The organism is Streptomyces sp. BV286, assembly GCF_019090165.1.
Taxonomy (GTDB): Bacteria; Actinomycetota; Actinomycetes; order Streptomycetales; family Streptomycetaceae; genus Streptomyces.
On record NZ_JAHRIB010000079.1, the window covers coordinates 17543 to 43354 of the forward strand.

Below are 25812 nucleotides of genomic sequence, written 5' to 3' on the forward strand. Positions count from 1 at the left end.
CACCCCGATCTGTCGACACAGCGACAAGCGGGCCGCCCCGCCTTCCGTACGGTGCGGCGGCGAATGGTCCACGGGGGAGACCATTCGCCGCGCCCACGAAGGACGCGGGGCGCGCCCTTCGAGGACAGCTCGGAGCGCGCCCGGCGAAAGACCCGCGGCTCCCGAACCCCGCCGTCAGGCGAGCCGGATCACGTTCCAGGACAACGGCTGCAGAACCGCGCCCAGGGTGCCGTCCTGCAGCGTGGTCCCCTCGACGACCCGCGGAGCGACCCGCTCCGGCTCGTCGAGGGTGTTGCGGGCGTCGGGGTCCGCGTCGGCCAGAACACTGTGCTCCACGACGGCGGTCAGGCCCATCGAGCCGAGCGCCACTTCGAGGGGCAGCGCGTCGGTCCGGCTGCGGTTGACCGCGAAGACGGTGACCGAGCCGTCCCCCGCCCGCACGGCGGTGGCGTGCAACAGGTCGGCCTCCCCGTACTTCTTCGTCTCGTACGTCGGCGACTCGACGCGCACGTCGAGGACCTGCCCGCGCCCGTACCGCGAGGCCTGCGCGAAGGGGAAGAAGGTCGTCTGCCGCCAGGCGGGGCCGCCCGGCTCGGTCATGATCGGCGCGATGACGTTGACGAGCTGGGCGAGGCAGGCGACGGTCACCCGGTCCGCGTGCCGCAGCAGTGCGATGAGGAGCGACCCGAAGACGACCGCGTCCATCACGCTGTAGTTGTCCTCCAGCAAGCGGGGTGCTTCCGCCCAGTCCCGCTCGGCGGAGTCCTCGATCGCGTGCCACCCCGACATGTACCAGACGTTCCATTCGTCGAAGGAGAGGTTGATCTTCTTCTTCGACTTGAGCTTCGCACCGATGTGGTCACAGGTGGCGACGACGTTCTCGATGAACGACTCCATGTCCACGGCGGAGGCCAGGAACGAGTCGACGTCGCCGTCCTGCGGCTCGTAGTAGGCGTGCAGGGACACGTAGTCGACGAGGTCGTACGTCTCCGCCAGGACCGTCGCCTCCCACTCGGCGAAGGTCGGCATGGACTGGCTCGAGGAGCCGCAGGCGACCAGCTCGACGGAGGGGTCGATCTGCCGCATCGCGCGGGCGGTCTCGGCGGCGACACGGCCGTACTCCGCGGCGGTCTTGTGGCCGGTCTGCCAGGGCCCGTCCATCTCGTTGCCGAGACACCACATCTTGATGTCGTACGGATCCTTGTCGCCGTGGGACGCCCGCAGGTCCGAAAGCGCGGTTCCGGAGGGGTGGTTGGCGTACTCCTGGAGTTCCAGCGCCTCGGCCACCCCCCTGGTGCCGAGGTTGACCGCCATCATGGGCTCGGCCTGGGGGCCTATCTTCTTCAGGAAGGCGATGTACTCGGCGAGCCCGAAGCGGTTGGACTCCGTGGAACGCCAGGCGAGGTCGAGACGACGGGGCCGCTCCTCGGCCGGGCCGACCGAGTCCTCCCACTTGTAGCCGGAGACGAAGTTGCCACCGGGGTAGCGGACGGCCGTCACGCCGAGCTCGCGGACGAGTTCCAGCACGTCCGTGCGCAGCCCCGCCTCGTCGGCGGCGGGATGGCCCGGCTCGAAGACGCCGGTGTAGACACAGCGTCCGAGGTGTTCGACGAAGGATCCGAAGAGACGGGGGTTGACCTCGCCGACGGTGAAGGCGGGGTCGAGGGTGAAGCGGGCGGTACGCATGGTTTCCCTTCGGATCGGAGCGCACTGTTCGGCATATCGATTACTGATCGCAACGCCGAACGGACCGTAGGCAGAAAGCTCTTTCCCGTCAATGGGTCGCTCCGCACCTCGGCGGCCCTGCCCGGACCCCCGCGCGCTCTCAGACCATGAGGCCGGGCCCCTGCTCGCCGAGCTTCTCCGCCTTCGGACCGTACTCGTCCATCGCCCGGCCGACCTGGTTGTTCGTCGGCAGGCACTTCCTCCCGAGCGCGATGCCGTCCCGGATCAGGCCGACGGCGTCCACGTGCTCCTGCGGGGTGAGCTCCTCGCCGCACCGCTCCAGCCAGCGGCAGCCGTCGCGGGCGAGCACGACGAACGCGTGCGGCGCCGCCTTCTTGTAGGTGGTGGCCACCTGGGACAGGTCGCGCACGGCACGGACCGCCGCCCTGATCAGGGTCCGGTCCGCCGGTACCTGCATCGAGCGGCGCAGGCGCACCTTGGCGTCGGCGGTGACGACGAGCCGGTCGTCGGCGCCGTCGGGGCAGCCCTTCGCCGCCGCGAGATGGTTCGTGGCGAGATCGAGCCGGCCCTGCTCGGCCTCGTACTCGGCACGCTGCAGCCAGTAGTGGTGGTCACGGCTCAGGAACGTGTGCGCCCCGTCGTAGATCCGCCGCACCGCCTCGACCGTCAGGCCCAGATCGCGCAGGGTGTTGTGGTTGAGCAGCTTGATCATGGCGCTGCGGTCACGGTGCTGGTTGTCCGTGATGTGCCAGGAGCGTCCCGCGTAGAAGAGCAGCAGCTTGGCGATGACCAGTTCCAGGTCGTCCTTGCGGTGGCGCAGCACGGTCTGGACGAGGGTGTCCGCGATGGTGCGCTGGCGGCAGCGCAGCCGGCCGTCGGCGGTGCGCACCAGCAGTTTCATGTCCACGAGCTCGTTCACCGCGTCCCAGTGGCTCCGGCCCGGCGGGTCCGGATGGGAGACGATCTCCACCAGGTCCGCGGCGTCGATGCCGCGCTGCTGGAAGACCAGCGAGGAGTCGGAGAAGGACACCACCGCGTACGGGACCCGTGCCGGCTGCTTCAGCGCCTGGAACTCGCTCGCCACCTTCTCCTTCAGGGACTCGCCGCTCACCGCCTCGATCATCGCGGCGAGCAGTCCCTGATCGCACCTCTCCCTCAGCTTCGCCACCCGCTGGTGGAGGAACCGGGGCTGGTTGAAGTCGCCGATGACAGGGCTCTTGTCGAGCACTTTGATGATCTTCTTGAGGTCCTTGTCGCTCAACAACCGGTCGGCGTCGACCCCTTCGGCGGGGAAGTCGGCGTCGATCTCCGACCTTGCGGTCACCCTGATCGCCGCCACCACCAGGGTGCGGGCGTCGTCGCTCAGGCTCTTCATGAGCGAGGTGGCACGGCGCGTGAACATGTCGACGTCGTCGAGGAAGATCGCGTCGAAGTGCTGGCTGCGCGCCTGCTGTTCGATCTCCCGGGGCGACAGGGACGCGCCGCGATCCACCCAGCCGACGTTCATGCCCTTCTTCTGGAGCCGGTAGGCGACCTGCATCAGGGCCGTGGTCTTGCCGGAACCGGCGGTGCCGTTGACCAGGATCATCTGCTGCCGCTCGCCCTCGACGGACTGGGCGCGCTCCTCGATGACGTCGGCCAGCGCGAGCTGGGCCACGATGTTCTTGTCCTTGATGTCGCCCCACGTCGGGTCCCGGCCCAGCAGGAACTCCCAGGTACCGGCGGGTGCTTCGTCCACCAGCTTGGAGACCCGCACGATGCCCACCCCGTCGCGGGTGCCGGCGTACTCCTCGGTGAGGACCCGCCGCCCGTCGGTCAACGCCTGGTTCCCGGCCCGCAGGCGGTCCCGTACGAACTCGGCGGGTGTCGTACGGATGTGCCGCAGCCCCGCCTCGCGCAGCCGGGCCCGGTCCGCGCCCGTGCCGTCCGGCGTGACGAGGAAGCCGGGGAACTCACGCTCGCCGGAGGCCCGGCCGGCCATCCGGAGGGTCTCCCACAGGGCGGGGCTGCTCGGGGAGAGAGCCAGGAAGAGCACGGGCCGCGTCAGCAGCTCCGCGCGAAAGCGCCGGAACCACAGGCTGCGCGCGTCGGTCGGCGGCACGGACCACGCGTCACCGAAGTCCTGCGGGACACCGCCCTGGGGGCGGCCGTGCATGGCGATGACCTCCAGGGCGCCCCGCTTGACGGTCGGCGGCTCCTGACAGGCGTCGACCAGGGACACGGTGTCCGCCAGCCGGGCGTCGCGCACGACGGAGACCGCGTCGCTGCCGGTGAAGTCGTAGAGCCGGGACCAGGGGGCGCGCAGCAGGCCGAACACCGTGTGCTCGTCGTGCCCCGGCGGGACGGACAGGGCCTTGAGGTGCTGTTCCAGCTGTTCGGGGGTGAGTCGTCGGCGTGCGGCGGCCCAGGTCTCGTGGAGGGCGGGCTCCGACCGGGGCATGGCGCCGAAGGCGGCCTCGGCAAGCCTGCGGTTGAACTCGTCGCTGTCGACGGCGCCGTCCTCGTCCGGCCCCGAGACCAGGGCGAGGACCATCTGGCCGGTCGACAGATGCCGGTAGAAGTCGTTGAGGAGCGGGCCCTCGTCGTAGGGCTCCTCCGGTCTGCGGGCGGTCGGCACACCGGGCGCCACGGTGGACGTACGGACGCGGACGGTGGTCGGCAGCTGCCTGCCGGTGGCGATGTCGACGACCACCGGCCGGTCGGCCCCGAGGTCGGCGCGGAGCAGGAGATGTGCCGGAGCGGTCTCGCCGAAGGGCAGGTGCCAGCCCCTGCTGTCCCGCTCCCCGCTCCCCGCGAGGGCCAGCAACGGTGCGGCCGCCCCCGGCAGTTCGGGGAGTGTGCCGGTGCGGCCGGCCAGCAGCAGGGTCAGGTCGTTGCGTCCGGCCCAGTCCGCGAACGTCCCGTCCACCGCGTGGTCGAGCTGTTCCTCGAAGCATCCCGCGAGAGCGGGGGTGGCGTCGTCGGCCACCATGCGGAAGACGGTGTTCACGCAGACCAGGCCGACCGTCCGCTCGCCCACCGCATGGTGCAGGGAGCCGTCGCCGGGCAACAGGCCGGGATGCCAGCCGGTCCGGGAGGACGCGCTGTCCTCGTCCCAGGCGACCAGTTCGGGGAAGACCTGGGTGCGCAGCGGCTGGACGATGTCCTCGGTCATCTCGCCGCGCCACAGGTCGGAGGCGACCTGGTCCCAGTTGCCCGCCAGGTCGCGGGCGAGTGACCGCTTGGCGGGCATGGTGCGTCGGTCGGCCGGCCCGGGGACGGAGGTGACGAAGGGATCGTCGCCCCGCTCCAGGCAGGTGAGCTGCACCTCCGTCACGAGGTCCTTGGCCACCGCCGGGTCGCCCGACGTCCCGAGGACGATGATTCCGTCGAGCCGGTGCCCCGCCTCGTGCAGCTTCGCGAGGTCGGCGAGCACGGCGGCGTGCGGGCCCACGCCCTCCGGGGCGCTCGTGGGCAGCGGCCCCAGGACCAGGAAGTGTGCGCTCGTCTCCGGCTCAGGCATCCTGCCACCTCACGGCCCTGATCTTGCCGCGCGGCAGGTGCAGCGTGGCGCCCCGCACCTCGCAGACGTCCGGGGCGGGTTGGATCTCGACGAACGACGCGCTCAGGGAGTCCTTGACGATCTTTCCCGTCACCTGCCCGGTGGCGGCGCTCTCCTTCGAGCACAGGGCTTTGAGGGCCGGCGCGTAGGACGGGTCCAGGACGACCGTGCCCCGGGCGGTCTCGCGTACGGGGTCGGTCAGGACCGTCGTCGCGAAGGTGAGGACGCTCAGCGCGACCGCCACGAAAGCGGTCCGGTTGGCCCGGGTCTGGCGCTTGTCGATCTCCTTGGCCTCGTCCCGCACCTTCCTGATCACCCGGTCGAGGAGCGCCTGGCGGGACGCCACCTTGCGTTCCTTGTCCGGGTCCTCGGGGACGGGCGAGGCGACGGCGTAGAGGTAGAGGACCGCCGCCACGAGCCAGAGCGTCACGGACGCGATGCCCATCCAGCGGGTCGGCAGGGGACGGTTCGCAAGGGCGGTGACGCTCAGTGCCGCCATGAGTCCGCCGGCGAAGAGGGTCACAGTGGACTGGGCGGCCTGCGCACGGCCCCGGGCGACGCTGACGGCCTGGACGAGCTGTGCGTAGTAGGACTCCGACACCGAGGTGACCACGGTGTCCAGGACCAGTTCATACTCCTGGCGCTCCTGGGCCGTGTCCGGGTCGGCGCCGGTCTCCCGGACCGGATGTCCCGCCGCCCCCTGATCCACCGCCAATGAGTCCCCCCACCGCTCAACAGACCGTGAAAGTACCAGATTTCACGGTCTGTCAGCGGTGGATCGTCAGCCTGCGAACGCGGGCTGCACGAGGCCCTTGCCCGCGCCCGGGACCACCAGGAGCGAGCCCGACAGCGGGTGCGGGGCGTCGAGGCCCGTGCGGGCCGTGGTGATGTACAGGTCGGTGAGGTCCCGGCCGCCGAACGCGCACGCCGTGGGGCGGGAGGTGGGGAGCTCCACGACGCGGTCCAGCTTGCCGGCCGGGGTGTAGCGGCGGACGGCGCCGCCGTCCCACAGGGCGACCCAGACGCAGCCGTCGGCGTCGACCGTGAGGCCGTCGGGGAAGCCGTCGCCCTCCTCGATGCCCGCCAGTGGGCGCCTGTTGGTGATCTGCCGGCCGTCGAAGTCGAAGACGTCGATCCGGCGCGTGGGTGAGTCGATGTAGTACATGAGGCGGCCGTCGGGGCTCCAGCCCGTGCCGTTGCTCACCGCGACGTCGTCGAGGACGGTCACGGTCGTGCCGTCGGCGTCGACCCGGGAGAGCGAGCCGCCGCCCGGCGCCTCGTCGTAGCGCATGGTGCCCGCCCACAGTGCCCCGTCGGGCGCGACCGCCGCGTCGTTGGCGCGCCGGCCGGGGACGGCCTCCCGGTGCAGCCACCGGAATTCCCCGAAGCCCGCGGCGGGGTTCCCGCCCGGGCCGGAGGCCGGGCCGGGTGCGGGGTCGTAGAGGCCCACTCCGTCGCGGAGGTTGACGACCAGGCCACCGCCCGCCCGCGGCTTGGCGGCGCCCACGTGCTGCTCGGTGGCCATGACCGTGCGACGGCCGGAGACCGGGTCGTACGTGAAGACCCTGGACCCGAGGATGTCGATCCAGATCAGCCGCTGGGCGTCGGCGTCCCAGGTGGGGCCTTCGCCGAGGGCCGCCTCCGCGGGGACGGCCACCTCGTAGGGGTGTGTCATCCGACGCTCCGGTGTCCGAGCCGCTCCGACAGCTCGGCGGCGCCCTTCGCGGCGAGCTGCTCCAGCTCGGCCCGGTGGTCCTCGCTCCAGCGGATCATCGGTACGGAGATGGAGAGCGCGGCCACGACCTGGCCGGTGCGGTCGCGGACCGGGGCGGCGACACAGCTGACGTCGGGGTTCGACTCGCGGTTCTCCACCGCGACACCGCGGGCGCGGATCTCGGTGAGGGCCTCGCGCAGGGCGGCCGGGTCGGTGATGCTGTTCGGCGTCATCCTGACCAGGTCGGCGTCCTCGGGGATCCGCGAGGTCAGCTCGGGCTCGGACAGCGAGGCGAGCAGCATCTTGCCCACGGAGGTGCAGTGGGCGGGGAGCCGGCGGCCCGCGGCGGACACCATGCGGACGGCGTGCGTGGAGTCGACCTTGGCGATGTAGATGACGTCCGTGCCCTCCAGGATCGCCACGTGCACGGTCTCGTCGCAGGTCTCCGCGACGGACCGGGCGACCTGCTGGCCCTCGGCCGCGAGGTCCAGCTGCTCGGAATAACGGCTGCCGAGCTGGTACGGGCGCACGCCGAGGCGGTAACGTCCGGGCTGACCCGGTACGGGCGTGATGTACGAGCGGGCGGCGAGCGTGGTCACCAGTTCGTGCACGGTGGTGCGCGGCAGCTGGAGCCGGCGCACGATGTCGGGGGCGGAGAGTGTGCCGTCCCCGTCGAGGAAGAGCTCGAGTATGTCGAGAGCCCTGGTTACGGCAGGTACGAGGCGTCCCACAACTGGCCCCCTCCCTTGTGTTCGAAATTTCAACAGCCGATCGGCATAGCGAACACAGGCTACTCATACCGCTCCGACCGGGCAATGGGCGTGCGGTCACGGGTGGGAAAGCGGTTGCGGGCGGGGAGGTGCGGAAACCTCAGCGCCGCGCGCGGGGGTCGCCCAGCTCTCCCCGGAGCCGCTGGGCCCTCAGCACCAGTTCGAGCTCGAAGCGCCGGTCGGGGTCGTCGACCTCGTCGCCCCACAGTTCCCGGATCTGCCTCAGGCGGTACCGCACGGTCTGCGGGTGGACCCCGAGCCTGGCGGCCACCTCGGGGGCACCGCCCCGCGTCTCCAGCCAGGCCAGCAGTGTCTCGGCGAGCCGGCGGCCGTGCGTGGGACCGCAGTGGGCGAGCGGCTCCAGACACCGCAGGGCCAGGTCGTCGATGAGCTCCTCGGGCTGCAGCAGGACCAGCGCCTCGGTGTGCTGGGTGCAGTACAGCACCTCGCCCGCCGGCAGCAGCCCGCGCTCCATCAGCCGTACCGCGGCCTCGGCCCAGCGCAGCGACTTCGCCGCGTCGGCCAGCGGGACCGGCGGGCCGATCGCGCCGGCCCATCCCGTGAGCGCCCGGTGCAGCAGCTCCGGGCGGCCGGCGGCATCCGGCTCGGGCACGACCATCCGGGGCTGCTCGCACTCCATGTCCAGCAGCACGCCCTGGCCCACGGCGGGGGCGACGGCCTCCCGGGCTGGCCGCAGCAGGACGCCGACCGCGACCTTGTCCGGCAGCGGCCAGCCGATCCGCGCGGCCCGCTCGGCGAGGGCCTCGGCCGGATCGCCTCGGTGGTGCTCGGCCAGCAGCAGTTCCATCAGCCGGCGCTGCAGGCGCAGCCGCTCCCCCGCCTGCCGGGCGGCGGCCTCGGCGTAGCCGCGGACGGACTGGTCGACCAGTCCGTCCAGGTACTCGTAGCCCGCGTCGACCAGTTCGTACATGGCGGGCGGCGGGATCTCCACGCGCTGCCCGATCTCCGCGAAGCGGCGCCAGGCCAGCCGCACGCCGAGCCGGTAGATCGCCTGGAGCGAGTCCAGGCTGCGGCCGTTGAGCCCCTCGCCGCGGCCGAACTCCTGGAAGACCTCGGGGTGGACGCGCGGTCTGCCCTCCGCGTTCTCCAGGTGCTGGACGAACACCTCGATGGCCCGGCGGATCCCGACGAGCGCCATCGGCTCGCCGGAGTCGTCGAGCACGACGGGCAGGTGGGGATACTCGTGCCTGATCTCCCGGAGGATCTCCTCGGCGAGCGCGGGGGCCTCGGCCATCGCGAGCGCGGCGAACTGCCGCACCTGGACGCGGGGGACGTCGTGCCAGGCCGAGCGCACCGTGACGGGTCCGGGGCGTAGGGCCATGGTCAGCGCTCCCGGCCGGCCGTCTCATAGGTGATGAGTGGCGTGTTCGGCTGGTCCGGGGTCGCGTCGAGCAGCGCGACGATCCCGAGGGCGGCGCCCACGGCGAGCAGGGCGGCGGCGGCCACGGTCAGCAGGGCGGCGAGCAGTCTGGGCATCGAGGGTCAGCCTCTCTGTCGGAGGTCGTTCCCACCCGAGCACTCCGCTGGGAGCTCCAGCCGCGATCCGCGGCCCGTACGTGGCCGATGGCGCCCACGTGGCGGAGCCGCACATGCCACCGTCCCGCACCCCTTCAGGCGCGGTACGTCCCCTTTGTCACCCGGTCCAACCTCGCCCCGTCCGGCGAGCCCCCAGTCTCGACAACGCATTGACACTTCGTCAAGGGTGCGCCTACGGTTCCCGGCCCATACCGCACCTGCACCCTCCCCCACCGTGCCGGCACACCCGCGTGCCGCGTCACCACGAGCCCTTGGAGTGCCCGGATGCGCCGTACTGCCACACCCTTCTCGCTGGTCATCCTGGGTCTGGGCGTGTTCCTGCTCGTCCTGTCCCCGCTGCTCGCCTGGTACGTCGAACCACGTGCGCAGCGCACGCCCGTCGACATCGACTCGACGACCGTTTTCACCGGTAAGGGCAGCTATTTCGACACCGACGAGATCGAAACCGTCCGTAACAAGAAGATCACCATCACCCGGCAGGTCCGCGGCGACGTCGCCGACAGCGAGAAGAGCGGCCGGGCCGTCTGGGACGTGTCCACGTCCGTCGACACCGACAAGTCGCTGCCGGCGGCCGACCCGCACGACTCGCTCCAGTGGACGATGGAGCGCTGGGTGACCGACCGGAAGACGAACAAGCCGGTCCACTGCTGCGACGAGAAGCCCTACTACGAGGGCGAGGCGTACCTGAAGTTCCCCTTCGACGTGCAGAAACGCTCCTACATCTGGTGGGACAACACCCTCGGTTCGACCGTCACGCTGAAGTACCAGGGCAAGAAGAAGATCCAGGGGTACGAGGGCCTCCGGTTCACCGGCACGGTGCCCGCCACCAAGACCGGCAGCCGACTGGTGCCCGGCACCATCGTGGGCGAGAAGGACGCAGGTCAGGTGCTTGCCGAGGAGTGGTACGCCAACCACGGCATCGAGCTCGTCGCCGACCAGCGGACGGGCCGGATCATCTACGCGGCGATCGGCCCCCGCAAGACGCTCCGGGCGCCCGGGGGCGAGAAGGACGCCGTCGTCCTGCTCGACAGCGAGCGGATCGCGTTCACCCCGGAGACCCAGAAGGAGCAGGTGGACCTCGCCGACACGGACAGCGGCCTGCTGCGCATGGTGGGGCAGACGCTGCCGCTGGGGACGGGTGTGGCGGGCCTCGTCCTCGCCGTCGTGGGTGCCGTTTTGGTCGTACGCGGGCGTCGGCATCCCGATTCGCCCGAGAGTTCCCAGCAGCCGCTCACAATGTGATGAGACGTCAGCCCGACAATCACCGAACTTGTCACTTCGGTGAGTAGCCGCATCGAACCAGCGGGCGAAAACTATCCACCCCACCCGAACACAGCACACCCACAAGCCCGTCACAGCCCGACCCCGTCACCACCACCACGACACAGCCCCACAGAACGGCCGCGCCGACAGGTCGCACCGTTCCGCACGGACCGCTCCACCGATCCATACGGATTCTCGCCGCGGGAATTTCAGGTTCCCGCACCGGAACGCACCCAAGGCGCGGGGATTCGCCCGACGCAAAACCGGAACCCGGAACGCACCGGGCCGACAGCCCCGCACCACGGGAACCGACAGCTCCACAGCGCGATCTCCGTACGACCGCACGGCGGCGGGCCCCCCACAGGCCCCGTGCCGCACCCCGACCTCGACCGATCCGCACCGGGAGACCGTCACCACCGACGCACTAAGCCGTACCCGCCCCCACCCCCACGCTGGATCCGCACCCCGAGACGAGTTGGAGCACCCATGCCCCAGCACGTGCCTTCGTCGTTGCGCGACGCCTTCCCACGCGCCGCGCAGCGACACCCGGCGCTCCCCCCACAGCCGCGCCGAATCGTTTTCCTCGCCCGTCGTGACTTCGGCAACGAAGCCGCGGGCGGCTCCGAACTGCTCGTCGACAGACTCGCCGAAGGCCTGACGCACCTCGGTCACCAGGTGACCCTGCTGTGTGGCGGCCCCGCCGCGTACCGCGACTACCGTGTCGTGTCGGCGGGCGGCGACCTCGGTCACTATTTGCGTGCCAGATCGGCCTTCCAGCGCCAGGTCGGCGACTGCGACCTGCTCGTCGAGGTCTGCAACGGCATGCCGTACCTGGCGCCGCTGTGGCACCGGGGGCCGACCCTCTGTCTGGTCAACCATGTACACACCGACCTGTGGCGGATGCGGTTCGGCGGACCGCTGGCACCCGCCGCCCGGCTCGGCCGAAGACTCGAACACTGGGCACTGGCAGGCGCTCAGCGCCATGGTCTGCTGGTCGCCGTCTCCCCGTCCACGGCACAGGCGCTGCGCGCGATCGGGGTCGACCGCGACCGCATCCGGGTCGTGCACAACGGCGTGGAGGAACCGGGCCCGCCCGCCGAACGCTCGCCGGAGCCGATGTTCCTGGCCATGGGCCGGCTCGTCGAGTACAAGCGGATCGACCTGCTGCTGCGTCTGTGGGAGCGGGTCCGCCCGGTCACCGGCGGCCGGCTGGTGATCGTCGGCGACGGACCCGAACGGGAACGTCTCCAGCAACTCGCGGGTCCCGGCGTCGAGTTCAGGGGCCATGTCTCCGAGGCGGAGAAGCACCGCCTGCTCTGTTCCGCCTGGCTGCTGCTGCACCCCTCGGCCGTCGAGGGATGGGGCCTGGTGGTCACGGAGGCGGCGGCCCGCGAGACCCCCGCGATCGCCTTCGACGTGCCCGGCCTGCGCGACTCGATCGTGGACGGCGAGACGGGCCTGCTGGCCCGCGGCGAGTCCTCGTTCGCCGCGGCCTGGTGCACCCTCGCCCTGTCCGCCCGGCGCCGCGTCCTCATGGGCAAGGCGGCCGGCGACCGTGCCGCCCAGTACCGATGGCACCGCACCGTACGTCAGTTCAGGACGGTGGCGACCGAGGCGGTGCGGAGCTGGACGCCATGACCTCTCGGCGGAAGAACCCGACCCCGGGGCCGGGCACGGGCTTCAGGGACCCTTCGCTGCGCCGCTCCCTCGCCCTCTTCCGCGCCTTCCGCCACGAACAGGACGACCCCGAGGGCTGCTACTCGCTGCTCGCACGGGACGCCGCCGACCAGGTGGAGGCGTACGACGGTCCGGTGAAGGGCCGGACCGTCGTGGACGTGGGCGGCGGAGGCGGCTACTTCACCGAGGAGTTCCGGCGGCGTGGCGCACACGGCTATCTCTTCGAGCCGGACATGCACGAGCTCGGCCCGAAGCCGCCGGAGGGGTCCGTCGTCGCCGACGGGTATCTGCTGCCCCTCGCGGACGGTGTGGCGGACGTGTGCTTCTCCTCGAACGTGCTGGAGCACGTCGCCGACCCGCAGACCTTCCTCAGCGAGATGGTCCGCGTCACCCGCCCCGGCGGACTGATCTACATGTCGTTCACCAACTGGCTGTCCCCCTGGGGCGGTCACGAGTGGGCGCCCTGGCACTACCTGGGCGCCGACCGGGCCCGCGCCCGCTACACGCGCCGCACGGGCAGGCCCGCCAAGCACACCCTCGGCGAGAACCTCTTCGCCGTGCACATCGGACCCACCCTGCGGCAGGTGCGTGCCCGGGACGACGTCACGGTCGTCTCGGCGCGCTCCCGCTACTGGCCGTTCCTCGCCCAGGCCGTGACCAGGGCGCCGGGACTGCGTGAGTTCGCGACCTGGAACCTCCTCCTCATCCTCCGGCGGTGTCCATGACCAGCACGGTCCAGGCCCCTCCCCCGGCGACGACTCGCCCCCTCGCCCCGGACCCCGGCCCTCCGCAGGGGCCCCGGTCGCGGCGGTGGCTGCTGGGATTCTGGGCCGTGGTCCTCGTGCTGTTCTTGGCCGTGGACCCGGGCAGGCAGACCTTCGACACCAAGCTGGGGGTCGCGCTCGACCCCTGGCAGTTCCTGTCGGACCTGGGCCAGTTGTGGCACGACCGGGGCGGCTTCGGCGGGATCGCGGACCAGTACGTCGGTTACGCGTTCCCGATGCTGCCGTACTACGGCCTGACCGAGCTGATCAACCTGCCGGTGTGGCTGGCCGAGCGGCTGTGGATGTCACTCATCGTGACGGTCGCCTTCTGGGGTGCGCTGCGGCTCGCCGAGCGGCTGGACATCGGCAGCGGCGCGTCCCGGCTGCTCGGCGCGGTGGCGTACGCGCTGTGGCCGGTGTTCACGGTCGTCGTCGGCTCGACCTCGGCGGCCGCGCTCCCCGGCGCCTTCCTGCCGTGGGTGCTGCTGCCGCTGACGAACGAACGCCACAGCGCCCGGGTCGCCGCCCTGCGCTCGGCGCTGGTCATCCCCTTCATGGGCGGCGTCAACGCGGCCTCCACGCTGGCCTCCCTGCTGCCCGTCGGTCTCTACCTGCTCTCCCGTCCGCGCGGACCCCGGCAGCGCAAGCTGATCGCCTGGTGGGTGCCGGGCGTGCTCCTCGCGACGCTGTGGTGGGTGGTCCCGCTGCTGATGCTGGGCATCTACGGCGAGAACTTCCTTCCGTACGTGGAGAGTTCGCAGACCACGACGGACACCATGTCGGCGACGGAGACCCTGCGCGGGGCCGGCAACTGGGTCGCGTACCTGCACTTCGGCGAGGCCTGGCTGCCCGCGGGCTGGACGGTGGCGGCCTCGGTGGTCGTCATCGTCTCCTCGGCGCTGGCGGCCGGACTCGGCCTGGCCGGGCTGGCCCGGCGGGACATGCCCGAGCGGCGCTGGCTCGTACTGACCGTGCTGTCGGTCGCGCTCATCACCCTCGCCGGTTACGGCGGTTCGTTCGGCGCGCCCTTCCACGGCGTGGTCCAGGACTGGCTGAACGGGGGACTCGTCCCCTTCCGCAACATCTACAAGTTCCAGACGGGGCTTGCCCTCGCGCTGGTCCTCGGGCTGATCCACCTGGTCGGTGTCGCCTCCCGGCCCCAGGGCGCCCGTCCCGTACGCGGCCGCCGGTTCGCCGCGCTGATCGCGGCGGTCCTCGTACTCCCCGGTCTCGCCTGGCCCTATCTCAACGGGTCGATCCTGCAGCCGGGTTCGTTCCAGCAGCTCCCCACGTACTGGTCGTCCACGGCCGACTGGCTGAAGAAGTACTCGCCGGACTCGCGCGCCCTGGTCGTACCGGCCACCGCGCACGGCATCTACACCTGGGGCTCGCCCATCGACCAGCCCCTCGACGTGCTCGCCGACTCCCGCTGGGCCCAGCGGGACTACGTGCCGTTCGGCACCGCGGGCAACCGGCGGGCGATGGACGCGGTCGAGCAGTCCTTGCTGACGGGCGGTGAAGTCCCGGGCCTGGCCGACTACTTGAGCCGGTCCGGCCTCCACTACGTCGTCGTGCGCAACGACCTCGACCCGGACCAGCTCGGCTATGTGCCGAGCGCGACGGTGAAGCGGACCCTGGAGGAGTCGGGCTACCGCCGGGTGACCGGCTTCGGCCCGGTGATGACGGGCGGCCGCATCCCGGAGGGCACCCCCATACAGATAGAGGGGCTGTATCCGCGGCAGCGGGCCGTCGAGATCTACGAGCCGGCGAGCCCGGACGTGGAGCGGCCCGGACAGGCCGGGCTGAAGGCCGTCGCCGACACGGCCGTCGTGTCCGGCGGGCCCGAGTCGCTGCTGCCGCTGTCCGCCGACCCGACGATGCGGGACCGGGCGACCGTGCTGACCGGAGACAACCATCCCGGTCTCGGTGCCCCCGACCTCCAGGTGCTGGGAGACGGGCTGCGGCGCGCCGACACCCGGTTCGGCCTGGTCAACGCCAACACGTCGTACACGTACACCCGCGACGAACGCAATCACTCGGACAGCTTCCAGAACCCCGGGGAGAAACCGCACCAGATCCTGCCGACGGAGGGGATCGGGCACCAGACGGTGGCCGAGCTGCGCGGGGCGCGTTCGGTGACCGCCTCGTCGAGCGGCAACTGGCTGTTCCACCTGCCGCAGTACGACCCGGTGAACGCCTTCGACGGAAACCCGGACACGGCGTGGGCCGAGGGCGCGGCGGGCTCGGCGGACGGCGAGTGGCTGCGGATCGACTTCACGGACGAGACGGAGATCCCCGACTCGATCCAGGTCACCCCGCTGCCGCAGGACAGCGTGCGTTCGGCGCCGACCCGGGTGCGGGTGGAGACGGAACGCGGTTCCGAGACGAGCACCCTCCAGGCCAACGGCCAGCGGCAGCGCATCAAGGCCCCCGAGGGGGCGAGCGGCTGGCTGCGGATCACCGTCGTCGACTCGGCGGCCCGGCACTCCGGGCTGTCCGGCGCCGGCTTCTCCGAGGTCTCGATTCCCGACGTCCAGGTGACGCGCATGCTGCGGCTGCCGACGGACGCCGAGCGCAGCGACGCGGCCGCCGAGGTCGTCTCGCTGCACCGGGCGACCGACCCGGGCGGCTTCTCCCCGACGGGCACGGAGGTCGGGCTGCACCGCCGCTGGACCTCGGAGTCCGCGGGCACGTACGCGCTGAAGGCGAGCGCGATCCCCGTGCCGAGTGACGCGCTGGACGCGCTGCTGTACGAGGTCGCGCCCGACCAGCAGAACCGGATCCTGGCGACGGCCGACTCGACGGCCCTCCTGGGCACCGGCCTGTCGCCGCGCAACCTCACCGACGGTGATCTGACGACCGCCTGGATCGCCGGGGACAAACCGACCATCCATCTGCGCTGGCCGGCCGAACAGGCGGTGGGCGAGATCGTCCTCGCCCCGGCCGGAGGGCTGTCCGCGCGGCCCACCGAGGTCAACATCAGCTCACCGAACGGCTCGACGATCGCCGGTGTCGACGAGAACGGCAACATCCGCTTCGACCCGATCACCACGGACCGGCTCGACATCACCGTCACCGAGACGGCCCCGATGACCGTCCACAACCCGCTCGCGGACGAGGACCTGCAGCTGCCGGTCGGCCTCACCGAGGCGTACGTCCCCGCGCTGGACGAGTACCGCACCCCGCAGCCGAGGTCGTCGCGCACCTTCGAGCTTCCCTGCGGCAAGGGTCCGACGCTCGCCGTGGACGACGAGTTGTACGAGACGAGCGCCAAGGGGACGGTACGGGACCTCGTGGACCGGCGCCCCGTGGAGCTGACGCTCTGCCAGGAAGGCCGCGACGACGCCGAGTTGTCGCTCGGGTCGGGCTCCCACCGGGTCGAGGCCGGTGACGCCGGGCCGCTGGCCGTCACCGACGTGACGCTGACCCGCGGCACGGTCACCGCTCCGGCCGCGCTCGACCGCGAACTGGGCATCAAGGACTGGCTCGGCGACCGCCGCGAGGTGTCCGTCGGCTCGGGCGCGGCCTCGTACCTGACGACGTACGAGAACTTCAACGACGGCTGGAAGGCCACGCTGAACGGCAAGGAGCTCAACCCGGTACGGCTCGACGGCTGGCAGCAGGGCTGGCGGATCCCGGCGGGCGAGGGCGGCACCGTGAAGCTCTCCTACGCGCCGTCCACGCTGTACGAGGCCGGGCTGATCGGCGGCGCGGTCGCCCTCCTGCTGCTGGTGGGGCTCGTGCTGTACCGGCGGGACGCCCCCAACCCCGACGAGGCGTCGCCGGAGCCGCCCCCGCCCGGGCTGATCCTGGGCACGGTCGTGCTCACCCTGGTGGGGATCGTGATCGCCGGGTTCTTCGCGCTGCTGGTGCCGGTCCTGGCGCTGCTGGCCCGGCGGCGGCACGCGCTGCTGGTGCCGATCGCGTTCCTCGCGCTCGCCGGGGCCGGGATCGTTGCCGCGACGGGCTCCGGGGAGCCGGTCGGCGAGGGCGTCGGAGCGTTCGGGCACACGGCCCAACTGCTGGCACTGATCGGGCTGTTCGCCGGCCTGGTGTCGGTCGGGGAGGCCTCGTACGGGACACGGGGCGGCGCCGGCCGGAGCGCCGGGCATCCCGGCGCGGGCACGCTGCCGCCGCCGGGGTCCGGGGCGCCGACGGGGATCCTGCCGCGCCGGCGGCGGGGGGAGAACGCGGGACCCGGGGCGAGTGCCCCGGCCGGGACGCCGTCAGGGGCACCCGGGGCGCCGCCGCCGCCCTTCACGCCGACCGGGCCCCCGCCACCCGAGTCCGGCCCGACCGTGTCGGCCCGCGGGCCGGGGTCCGCACCGGCCGAGGCCGACCCGCCGACCATGCGGATGCCGCTTCGCAAGCGGGGGGACGAGGAGACGGGGGCCGCACAGCCCGAGGACACCAGGGCGGCCCGCCGTGAGGAGAAGGGGGAAGGCGAACCCACATGACCACCCTGGACCACCCGGCCCGTGACGGCACGGGCGGCCCCGCGGGGCCGCCCGCCCGCATCCCGTTCCCCGTCGTGGACGAGGTCGCCCGCCACTGTCTCCAGCAGCAGGAACCGGAGACCGTCCACATCGAGGTCCACCTGCCGGGGCGCCTCGATCCGGACCGCCTGCGCAGGGCGTTCGCCGGGGCCCTGCACCGCCACCCCCGGATCCTGATGCGCGAGGCGGCGCGCCCCTGGTACGGGCGGCGGTACGAGTGGGAGCTCACCCCCGACGCCGACGTGGAGGCCGTGCTGTTCCCGGAGCCGGACCGGGACGCGCTGAAGCACGCCCGGGACCGGGCGCTGCGCGACGCCCCGCCCCTCTCGGCGTCGCCGCCGATCCGCCTGGAGGTCGTCCGCGATCCGCAGGCCGACGACACGGTCCTGTTCCTCACCATCAACCACACCGCCCTGGACGGTCCGGCGTGTCTGCGGGTCCTGGCGACCGCGGCGGAGCTGTACGGCGGCCGCGACAACTCCCCGGCGGCGCCCCCGAAGCGCACGACGGCCGAGACCCCGAGCGCCGTCGACACCCCCTCCACCTGGGCGCCGCCCGCCCGGGTGGCGCACGGCGCCCCGGAGCCGTCCCCCGGAAACGGGCTGCTCGTCGCCGAGTTCAACGTCCCGCACCGGCCCAAGGGCTCCCCCTACACCGTGAACGACCAGCTCATGGTCGCCACCGCGCTGATGATCGCCCACTGGAACCGGGAGCACGGCGCCCGCCCGCGCCCGCTGCGCATCACGATGCCGGTCGACGACCGCACGCGCGGCACGGACATGCCGATCGGCAACGGCACCCGTCTGGTGGAGGTCCCCTTCGCCCCCGAGGAGCTGGACGCCTCGGACATGGCCGCGCTGCTGCGTCGTACGGCGGACCGCACCCGCGCGCTCAAGGCCCAGCCGCGGCCACAACTGGGCCATGGCGCTTCCCTGTTGACGGCTCCGGTGGTCCCGGTGGCCTGGCGGGCCGCGTTCACCAGAGGGCTGCGGAGAGCCGCCGGGCCCTGGACGTCCACCACCCTGCTCAGCAACATCGGCCGCGTTCCGTACGCCCTCGACTTCGGCGAGGAGGCGGGGCGGGCGCACGCCGTCTGGTTCTCGGCGCCGGCCCGCATGCCGCGGGGCCTGACGGTGACGACGGCCTCCACGGCGGGCCGCCTGCACGTGGCGCTGCGCTGGTCCCGCGCCCTGCTGAGCCACGGTGACGGCTGCCACCTGCGTGACCTCTTCGAGCACTACCTGCACGCGACGGAACACGCCACGGAGAGTGCCCCATGACCACGGCCCCGCCCCGCCGGCCCCCGCACGGCCTGCGGGACTTCTACGAGGATCCGGCCGTCCCGGTCGCCTCCGGCACGCCCCGGAGCCTGCGCCAGGCCCGGATGCTCGCCGCCGCGCTGGGCCCGGCCACGTCCGGTCCGCGCACGGTCATCGACATCGGCTGCGGCGACGGCTCTGCGGCCGCGACGGCCGCACCGCTCCTCGCCGGCCACCGCATCGTCGGCGTCGACTGGTCCCAGGACGCCCTCAGACGCGCCCACGCGCACCTCCCGTACGCGGTACGCGGCGAACTCACCGACGGCGGGCTGCCGTTCAGGTCCGCCTCCGCCGACGCCGTCCTGTTCAGCGAGGTCGTCGAGCACCTCGTCGATCCGGACGCGGCACTCGACGAGATCCACCGGATCCTGCGCCCGGGAGGTCATCTCATGCTCTCCACACCCAACCTGGCCGCCTGGTACAACCGCGCCCTGCTCCTCGCCGGTGTCCAGCCCGTCTTCTCCGAGGTGAGCCTGCGCGCGATCCACGGCCGCCCCGGCTCGGAGGTGGTGGGCCATCTGCGGCTCTACACGGCCCGCGCGCTGCGGGAGTTCGTGAGCGCGTCGGGCTTCGAGGTCGCGGCGCTGCGGGGCGCGCCCTTCCACGGTGTGCCCCGGCCGCTGCGACCACTGGACCGGCTGGCGTGCCGCGCCCCGTCGGTGGCCTCGATCCTCCTGCTGCACGCGCGAAGGACGTAGACCATGTGGTGGGGGGTGGCCGCGGCCCTGCTGGCGAACCTGTTGTACAGCGCCGGATTCGTGCTGGAGAAACGGGCGTTGGCGGCACTGCCCGAGGTGAGTGTGCGACAGCCCGCCCGCCTCCTGCGGCTGGTCCTCGGCAGCCCGTTGTGGATCGGCGGGTCCCTCTCCCTGGCGTCGGGCTTCGGCGCGCAGCTCGTCGTCTACCGCACCCTGCCGATCGCCGCCGCGCAGGGCATCTTCGTCTCCGGCCTTGTCATCCTCGTCCTGCTCTCGTCCGTGCTGCTCGGCGAGGAGACCTCGGGCCGCGAGCGGTACGCGCTCGGCGCGATCCTCCTGGCGCTCCTCATGGTGGTGCTCTCCCTGAAGGAGGGCTCCGACACGGTCAGCCGCAGCGCCCCCGCCCCGCTGATCCTGCTCGTCTGCGTCCCGTCGCTCGCGCTGGGGGTCTGGCTGTACGGATCGGCCGAGCGCCGCGCCCGCCACCGGCACCGCATGCCGACGACGGGCGTCGAGTACGGCGTGGCGGTGGGCCTGCTGTACGGGGTCAGCTCGCTGGCCATCAAGGGCGTGTCGAGCTATCTCACCGCGAGCGGGTTCGGCGGCGCGGTGCTCGGTCTGCTGCGCTCCCCGTACCCGTATCTCCTGCTCTTCACCGGTGTGTTCGGCCTGGTCATGTCGCAGGCCGCGCTGCAGCGCTGCCGGGCCTCGCTGATCGTTCCGGTGTGCACGACGGTGACGTGTCTGTTCACGGCGGTTCTCGGCACGCTCGCGTTCGGCGAGGCGCTGCCGGAGGACCCGGTGCGGCTGGCGCTGCGGATCGGCGGCACGGCGCTGGCGGTCTCCGTGCTCCTCGCGATGCCCAAGCACGACCCACCGGCCAAGTCGCAACCCTCGCTACCCAAAAGGGAGTTGATCAGTGATGAATCCGGACGACCCGCTGCTGAGGATACTGGCGTGCCCGCTGGACAAGGGGCCGCTGCATCTCCTCGAGAAGGAGACGGTGAGCGCTGAGGGCGCCGAGAGCACGGAGGGCGCCCTCTACAACCCGCGTCTGCGCCGCCGTTACCCGATCGTCGACGGCATCCCTCAGCTGCTCCCGTCCTCCGGCGAGCAGGTGACGGACACCGAGCACGAGGCGCTGCTGCTGCGCATCACCGGGGACGGCGACGTCAGCGGCTCCCCCCGCGACCCCCAGAGCCCCGGGATGGTGACCCCATGACCCTGGCAGCCCGCGTGGCCCCCTTCGTGCCGGTGCGCCTGGTCGCCGCGGCCGCCCGCTTCGTCTATCCGCGCTTCGAGCCCGAACTGGCCCGGCTCAGCGACCTCTGCCCGCCCGGCTGCGGTACCGCGGTGGACGTGGGCGGCTGGTACGGCCCCTGGACACGCCGTCTGTCGGACCGGGCCCGCCGCGTGGTGACGGTCGAGCCGGTCCCGCACCTGGCCCGGCTGCTCGCCGCCGCGACCCCCGGGAACGTCCGGGTCGTCCACGCGGCCGCGAGCGACCGGTCCGGCACGGCCCACCTGTGGCTGCCGGCCGGTGACCAGGGCGACCGGGGCGTCTCGTCCCTCGTCCGGCGGGACATCCACGCCCAGTCCGTGGACGTCCCCTGCCTGACCCTGGACAGCCTGAACCTCCACGACGTCGGATTCATCAAGATCGACGTGGACGGCAACGAGCTCGCGGTGCTGCGCGGGGCGAGAAACCTGCTCACCCGCGACCGCCCGGCCCTGTTCATCGAGCTGGAGGCGCGCATCCAGCCCATCGACCCGGTGGTGTCCCACCTCGCCGAGCGGGGTTACGAGGGCTGGGTGCTGCCCGGCGACACCTGGGTGCCGCTGTCCTCCTTCGACCTGGAGGCCCACCAGGCGCGTACCTCGCACGTGGTGACGCATGGCCTGCTGCGCAGGGTGCTGCCCTTCCGGGGCTCCGGATACGTCCGGTACGTGAACTCGGTGCTGTTCCTCCCGGACGGCCGGCGCCCGGGCGAGCGGCACGCATGGCGGGTACGACACGATGGGGCGCATGCCCCCCGCGAAGCGACCGGCTAGCCCTGGCCCGTTCACCCCGCTCGACTTCCAGCTCGTCCTGCTGCGCCGCATGGCCGACCACAACCCGGACCTCGTGGAGGACGCCCGTCACGCGCTGGGCGTCTCCGTGGCGCAGATGCGTGAGGCCAACCGTCGTTGGCAGGCCATGCGGCACGCGCCGCGGAGCCGGGGCGCGGTCTCCCGGTACCGCTCGATCCTGGGCGAGGCGGAGTCGGTGGCGCCCCGGCGGATCGGCGACCTGTCCTGCGAGGCGTTCCTGTGGCCGGTGCCCCTCTGGCCGGACCTGCGCTTCGAGGTGCTGGTGGCCCCGGGCGGCGTCGCCTGGAACGAGTGGCTGGTCCGCGCGCCCGGTGCCGCCGGTCCCGGGATGCGCACGCTGGAGGACCTGACGCCCTGGTCCTGCACGGTCGACGAGGCCGCCCGCGCCTTCGCACCGGCGCGGCCGCTGGAGGGGACGGCGCCGACGCGGTGGGGGCTTGCGTTCACGGCGCCGGACGGCTCGGGCGTGCGGCGGGACTGCGTGGCGGAGTTCGCCTGGGGGCTGCTTCAGCGGGTGACGGTCGCCGGGCCGTGACCCCGGACCGTCACCGGGCGGCGGCTTTGACGACCGTCTCGGCGACGACCGGCACGGAGGCCTCGTGCAGGAAGAGGAAGAGGTTGGGCTCGACGAGTTCCAGCTCCATGACGCGCGGCGCCCCGTCGTCGCCGTCCACCAGGTCCACGCGGGCGTAGAGCAGCTCCGGCGCACCGGGCACGGCGGCCAACGCCCGCTCGGCGACGGCGAGTTCGGCGGCGCTCGGCTCCCAGGTCCGCAGGTTCGGGTGCGGGACCTTGTCGTCGTCGTACGCGGTGCCCGGTTCGAGGACGGCGCCCTTGCGGATGGCGTGGAGGAAGCGCCCGCCGAAGAACTGGAGGGCCCGTTCGCCCGCCGTGTCGATGCTCCGTACGTACGGCTGCACCATCGCGGTCAGCCCTTCGGCGTGCATCCGCTCCAGGTGCCGTACGGCGCCCTCGTGGTCCTCGGAGGTGTAGCGGGCCGCGTACCGGGCGCCGGCCCCCGAGGTCGGCTTGACGACGTACTCGCCGTCGGCGGGCAGGTCGGCCGGGTCGCCCGGAGCGAGGTAGCGGGTCTCGACGACGGGCACCCCGGCGGCCGCCAGGTCGCCCAGGTACCGCTTGTCCGCGTTCCACCGCACGACCTGAGGCGGGTTGGCCAGCGTCGTCGCGGCCCCGCAGCGGTCGGCCCACGCCAGGAACTCGGCGGCCCGCCAGCTGTAGTCCCAGGTGGACCGGATCACGGCGAGGTCGAAGCCGCCCCACTCGACGCCCGGGTCGTCCCAGCACACCACGGAGGTGTCCGCGCCCGCCCGCCGCACCGCGTCCGCGAGGACGGGCAGGTCACGGTCGTAGCCGGACTCCCGCACCTCCCGGCAGGTGACCAGTGCGATGCGGGCGGTGGTGCGTGCCACGGCAGGCTCCTCAGGGTGTGTCGGCTCCGGTGGTCCCGCTCGCAGGTTAACAACCGGCCCGGGAACCGGAACGGGCCGCTTGACCTTCACCTTCGGTGAGGCCACAGCATCGGTGGCACGACAGGGAACGGCAGACCGACTGACCGGCCGACCGACCGGCCGGCCGCTCACGGGGGTGCGCGCATGGAGATGCTGACGATCGGAGCCTTCTCGAAGGCGTGCCGGCTCTCACCGAAGGCGCTTCGGCTGTACGACGAGCTGGAGTTGCTGCGCCCCGCGCGGGTGGACCCGGAGACGGGCTACCGCTACTACGCGCCCGAGCAGCTGGAGCAGGCGCGCCTGGTGGCGTGGCTGCGCCGGCTGGGCATGCCGCTGGCCGAGATCCGCGAGGTCCGCGCACTCGGTCCACAGGCCGCGGCGCGGGAGATCCGCGCCTTCTGGTCACGGGTCGAGGCGGAGACCGCGTCCCGCCGCGACCTGGCTGCCTTCCTCGTCGACCACCTCACGAGATCCACCCCGAGCAGGGAGACCACCATGCTGGAACTCCGCTATGCCGCACTCTCCGACACCGGCCTCGTCCGCCCCGTCAACCAGGACACCGCGTACGCGGGCACCCGCGTCCTGGCCGTCGCGGACGGCTTCGGATCCGGGGGCGCCCCCGCGAGCGTCGCCGCCGTCGAGGCCCTGAAGTTCCTGGACGACGAGCCGCTCCCCGCCGGCAGCGTCCTCAACCTCCTGGAGGACGCGGTCCAGGGCGCCACCGCGGCCGTCCGGGAGGTGGCCGGCCCGGCGGACGACATCGGCACGACCCTCACCGCGATGGTGTGGACCGGCTCCCAGCTGGCCCTGGTCCACATCGGGGACTCCCGCGCCCATCTGCTCCGCGACGGCGAGCTCTTCCGGATCACCCACGACCACACGATGGTCCAGTCGCTGCTCGACGAGGGCCGCCTGACGCCGGAGGAGGCCGCCGCCCACCCCCAACGCGCCCTTCTCCTCAAGGCGTTGCCGGGCGGCGGCTCCGGTACGGCCCCCGACCTGCGTCTCCACGACGCCCGCGCCGGCGACCGCTACCTCCTGTGCTCCGACGGTCTGTCCGCGGTGGTGCCGGAGGCCACCGTCAAGGAACTCCTGTCCTCGGCCCCGGAACCGGCCGAGGCGGCCCGCACCCTGATCGCGGCGGCGAACGACCGTGGCGGCCCGGACAACGTGAGCTGCGTGGTGGCGGACGTGGTGGGGACGGGGCCGGCGGAGGACGCGTCCTAGATCCCCGGCAGGCGGCGCGGCTCCACGCGTTCCTCCGTGGCCGCGTCGCCGTCGCGGGTCACGATGTACGCGCCCTTGCCGGGGATCTCGGTGACGGCCTCGACGAGGTCGGTGCCGCGGTAGACGAGGCCCACCCCGTCGTCCGTGCAGTGGGTGGTGGGGAGGGTGCCGTCGGCCACGAGGTCGTGGATCAGGGGGCGGCGGCCCTCATCGGTGTCGTAGTGGACGCCGTTGCCGTAGGGGAGAAGGCCCAACGCGTTGGTCACGGGCCGCAGTTCGGGGCCGAAGGAGTCCGTGGTGCCGCCCTGGAACCAGCAGATCGAGCCCGCGCTGACACCGCTGAGGACCACCCCGGAGTGCCAGGCCCTGCGGAGGATGTCGTCGAGGCCGTGCACCCGCCAGACCGCGAGCAGGTTGGCCACCGAGCCGCCCATGACCCAGACGACGTCCTGGTCGAGGACGGTGCCCTCGATGTCCTCGAGGTTGGGCATCGGGAAGAGCTGGAGGGGTGTGAGGTCGAAACCCGCCACGCGGGCGGCCTCGCCCATACGTGCCGTGAAGTGTTCCGCGTCGCCTATCGCCGTGCCCACGTACATCACGCGAGGGCGGCGGCCGTGGGCACCGGACAGCTCGACCGCATGGTGCACGAGGGCGTCGAACATCACCATGGTCCGGCCTCCGGCACGGTGACCGCCGGAGGTGGCGAGCACGGTCGGCTCCCGCCCGCCTGCCGGGGACGGGAGCGGCGGCGGGGACGTGGTCGGCGCGGGGGTGTGCGGGCTCATGGCACGGGATCCTAACGAGCCCTGTCACCCGCCCTGTTCGTCGTTCCCGTCCGGGTCCCAGGCCAGCAGCCGTACCTTCGCCACCGTCTGTACGTGCCTGCGCATCGCGGCGGCCGCCCGGCCCGGCTGCCGGGCGACGATCGCGTCGAAGATCGCGCGGTGCTGCGTCAGGGAGCGGGTGGGGCGGCTCGGCTGGCGCAGCGACTCGTGGCGGCTCTCGGTGATCTGGTCGGCGATGGAACGCATGAACTCGGCGAGGATGGTGCTGTGGGCCGCCGCCGTGACCGCCGCGTGGAAGAGGCGGTCGCCCTCCACGCCGTGCCCGCCCTCCGCGATCTCGGCCTGCATCCGGACGAGGGCGGAGTCCATGGCCGCCACGTCCTCGTCGGTGCGCCGCTCGGCGGCCAGTTCGGCGAGCTTGGTCTCCAGGGCCTCGCGGGCGTCGAGCACGTCGGGCAGCCTGCGGCGGCGCTCGACGAGCTGCTCCACCGGTTCGGCGTCGAGGGTGTCGCGGACCAGGTAGGTGCCGCCGCCGTGGCGGACCTCGACCAGACCCTGGACCTCCAGGACCACTATGGCCTGCTTCACGGAGGCGCGGCTGACGCCGAGCCGGGTCGCCAGGTCGCGCTCGGGCGGGAGCCGGTCGCCCGCGCCCAGGCCGCCCTCGGCCGCGTAACTGCGCAGCCGGTCGAGGACCTGCTCGTACAGGCGGGGCTTGGCCGCCATCGGGCGCAGCGCGTCGCTCATGCCCGTCC

At 72.5% G+C, this 25812-nt stretch carries 21 protein-coding genes; 11 read left to right on the top strand and 10 right to left on the bottom strand.

Annotation, left to right across the window (positions count from 1 at the left end):
- Positions 1-174: 174 nt before the first annotated feature.
- The 7 genes from KUF83_RS10775 to KUF83_RS10805 form a co-directional block, all read right to left on the bottom strand.
- Entirely contained in the window at positions 175-1686 is a 1512-nt protein-coding gene (locus KUF83_RS10775; RefSeq protein WP_217454394.1) for an alpha-N-arabinofuranosidase, read from the bottom strand.
- A gap of 139 nt (positions 1687-1825) precedes the next feature.
- On the bottom strand, positions 1826-5188 hold the full coding sequence (locus KUF83_RS10780) for an ATP-binding protein (RefSeq protein WP_217454395.1): 3363 nt from the start codon (positions 5186-5188) through the stop codon (positions 1826-1828).
- The gene (locus KUF83_RS10785) at positions 5181-5942 is read right to left on the bottom strand and encodes a hypothetical protein (RefSeq protein WP_217454396.1); all 762 of its coding nucleotides are present in this window, start codon (positions 5940-5942) and stop codon (positions 5181-5183) included. The genes KUF83_RS10780 and KUF83_RS10785 overlap by 8 nt, the downstream gene beginning before the upstream one ends.
- 66 nt (positions 5943-6008) lie before the next feature.
- Complete coding sequence (locus KUF83_RS10790) at positions 6009-6902, bottom strand: SMP-30/gluconolactonase/LRE family protein (protein ID WP_217454397.1); 894 nt, start codon at positions 6900-6902, stop codon at positions 6009-6011.
- Positions 6899-7672: an IclR family transcriptional regulator gene (locus KUF83_RS10795; RefSeq protein ID WP_217454398.1), complete on the bottom strand. Its 774-nt coding sequence runs from the start codon at positions 7670-7672 to the stop codon at positions 6899-6901. The genes KUF83_RS10790 and KUF83_RS10795 overlap by 4 nt, the downstream gene beginning before the upstream one ends.
- 139 nt (positions 7673-7811) lie before the next feature.
- Entirely contained in the window at positions 7812-9053 is a 1242-nt protein-coding gene (locus KUF83_RS10800) for a helix-turn-helix domain-containing protein (protein ID WP_217454399.1), read from the bottom strand.
- A 2-nt stretch (positions 9054-9055) separates the two neighbouring features.
- Positions 9056-9208 carry a hypothetical protein gene (locus KUF83_RS10805; protein WP_217454400.1) on the bottom strand — a complete coding sequence of 51 codons (153 nt, stop codon included), beginning with the start codon at positions 9206-9208 and terminating at the stop codon, positions 9056-9058.
- 324 nt (positions 9209-9532) lie between these two features.
- Between KUF83_RS10805 and KUF83_RS10810 the strand changes: the two genes are divergently transcribed.
- From KUF83_RS10810 to KUF83_RS10855, 10 genes are all read left to right on the top strand, one after another.
- Positions 9533-10510 (top strand): DUF3068 domain-containing protein, encoded by a 978-nt coding sequence (locus KUF83_RS10810; RefSeq protein ID WP_217454401.1) that lies wholly within the window; start codon positions 9533-9535, stop codon positions 10508-10510.
- A gap of 507 nt (positions 10511-11017) precedes the next feature.
- A complete protein-coding gene (locus tag KUF83_RS10815) occupies positions 11018-12169 on the top strand; it encodes a glycosyltransferase family 4 protein (protein WP_217454402.1) in 1152 nt (383 codons plus the stop codon).
- Complete coding sequence (locus KUF83_RS10820) at positions 12166-12933, top strand: class I SAM-dependent methyltransferase (protein ID WP_217454403.1); 768 nt, start codon at positions 12166-12168, stop codon at positions 12931-12933. Before KUF83_RS10815 ends, KUF83_RS10820 begins: the two co-directional genes overlap by 4 nt.
- The gene (locus KUF83_RS10825; RefSeq protein ID WP_217454505.1) at positions 12930-17429 is read left to right on the top strand and encodes an alpha-(1->3)-arabinofuranosyltransferase; all 4500 of its coding nucleotides are present in this window, start codon (positions 12930-12932) and stop codon (positions 17427-17429) included. Before KUF83_RS10820 ends, KUF83_RS10825 begins: the two co-directional genes overlap by 4 nt.
- The gene (locus KUF83_RS10830) at positions 17426-18748 is read left to right on the top strand and encodes a condensation protein (protein WP_217454404.1); all 1323 of its coding nucleotides are present in this window, start codon (positions 17426-17428) and stop codon (positions 18746-18748) included. Before KUF83_RS10825 ends, KUF83_RS10830 begins: the two co-directional genes overlap by 4 nt.
- Complete coding sequence (locus KUF83_RS10835; protein ID WP_217454405.1) at positions 18745-19485, top strand: class I SAM-dependent methyltransferase; 741 nt, start codon at positions 18745-18747, stop codon at positions 19483-19485. The genes KUF83_RS10830 and KUF83_RS10835 overlap by 4 nt, the downstream gene beginning before the upstream one ends.
- A gap of 3 nt (positions 19486-19488) precedes the next feature.
- Positions 19489-20499 (top strand): hypothetical protein, encoded by a 1011-nt coding sequence (locus KUF83_RS10840; protein WP_217454406.1) that lies wholly within the window; start codon positions 19489-19491, stop codon positions 20497-20499.
- A complete protein-coding gene (locus KUF83_RS10845) occupies positions 20408-20707 on the top strand; it encodes a Trm112 family protein (RefSeq protein ID WP_217454407.1) in 300 nt (99 codons plus the stop codon). Before KUF83_RS10840 ends, KUF83_RS10845 begins: the two co-directional genes overlap by 92 nt.
- Positions 20704-21537 carry an FkbM family methyltransferase gene (locus KUF83_RS10850; RefSeq protein WP_217454408.1) on the top strand — a complete coding sequence of 278 codons (834 nt, stop codon included), beginning with the start codon at positions 20704-20706 and terminating at the stop codon, positions 21535-21537. Before KUF83_RS10845 ends, KUF83_RS10850 begins: the two co-directional genes overlap by 4 nt.
- Positions 21503-22111, top strand: coding sequence for a hypothetical protein (locus KUF83_RS10855; protein WP_217454409.1), 609 nt, complete (start codon positions 21503-21505; stop codon positions 22109-22111). Before KUF83_RS10850 ends, KUF83_RS10855 begins: the two co-directional genes overlap by 35 nt.
- Positions 22112-22121: 10 nt before the next feature.
- Here the strand turns inward: KUF83_RS10855 and KUF83_RS10860 are convergent, their stop codons facing one another.
- Positions 22122-23006: a RimK family alpha-L-glutamate ligase gene (locus tag KUF83_RS10860; RefSeq protein WP_374106041.1), complete on the bottom strand. Its 885-nt coding sequence runs from the start codon at positions 23004-23006 to the stop codon at positions 22122-22124.
- A 183-nt stretch (positions 23007-23189) separates the two neighbouring features.
- Here KUF83_RS10860 and KUF83_RS10865 point away from each other — a divergent pair, with 183 nt between their 5' ends.
- On the top strand, positions 23190-24272 hold the full coding sequence (locus tag KUF83_RS10865) for a MerR family transcriptional regulator (protein WP_217454410.1): 1083 nt from the start codon (positions 23190-23192) through the stop codon (positions 24270-24272).
- Here the strand turns inward: KUF83_RS10865 and KUF83_RS10870 are convergent.
- Both KUF83_RS10870 and KUF83_RS10875 read right to left on the bottom strand, forming a co-directional pair.
- Complete coding sequence (locus KUF83_RS10870) at positions 24269-24940, bottom strand: peptidase E (RefSeq protein ID WP_217454507.1); 672 nt, start codon at positions 24938-24940, stop codon at positions 24269-24271. The two genes, KUF83_RS10865 and KUF83_RS10870, sit on opposite strands and share 4 nt — an antisense overlap.
- Before the next feature lie 141 nt (positions 24941-25081).
- A complete protein-coding gene (locus tag KUF83_RS10875) occupies positions 25082-25804 on the bottom strand; it encodes a FadR/GntR family transcriptional regulator (protein WP_217454411.1) in 723 nt (240 codons plus the stop codon).
- Positions 25805-25812 lie beyond the last annotated feature (8 nt).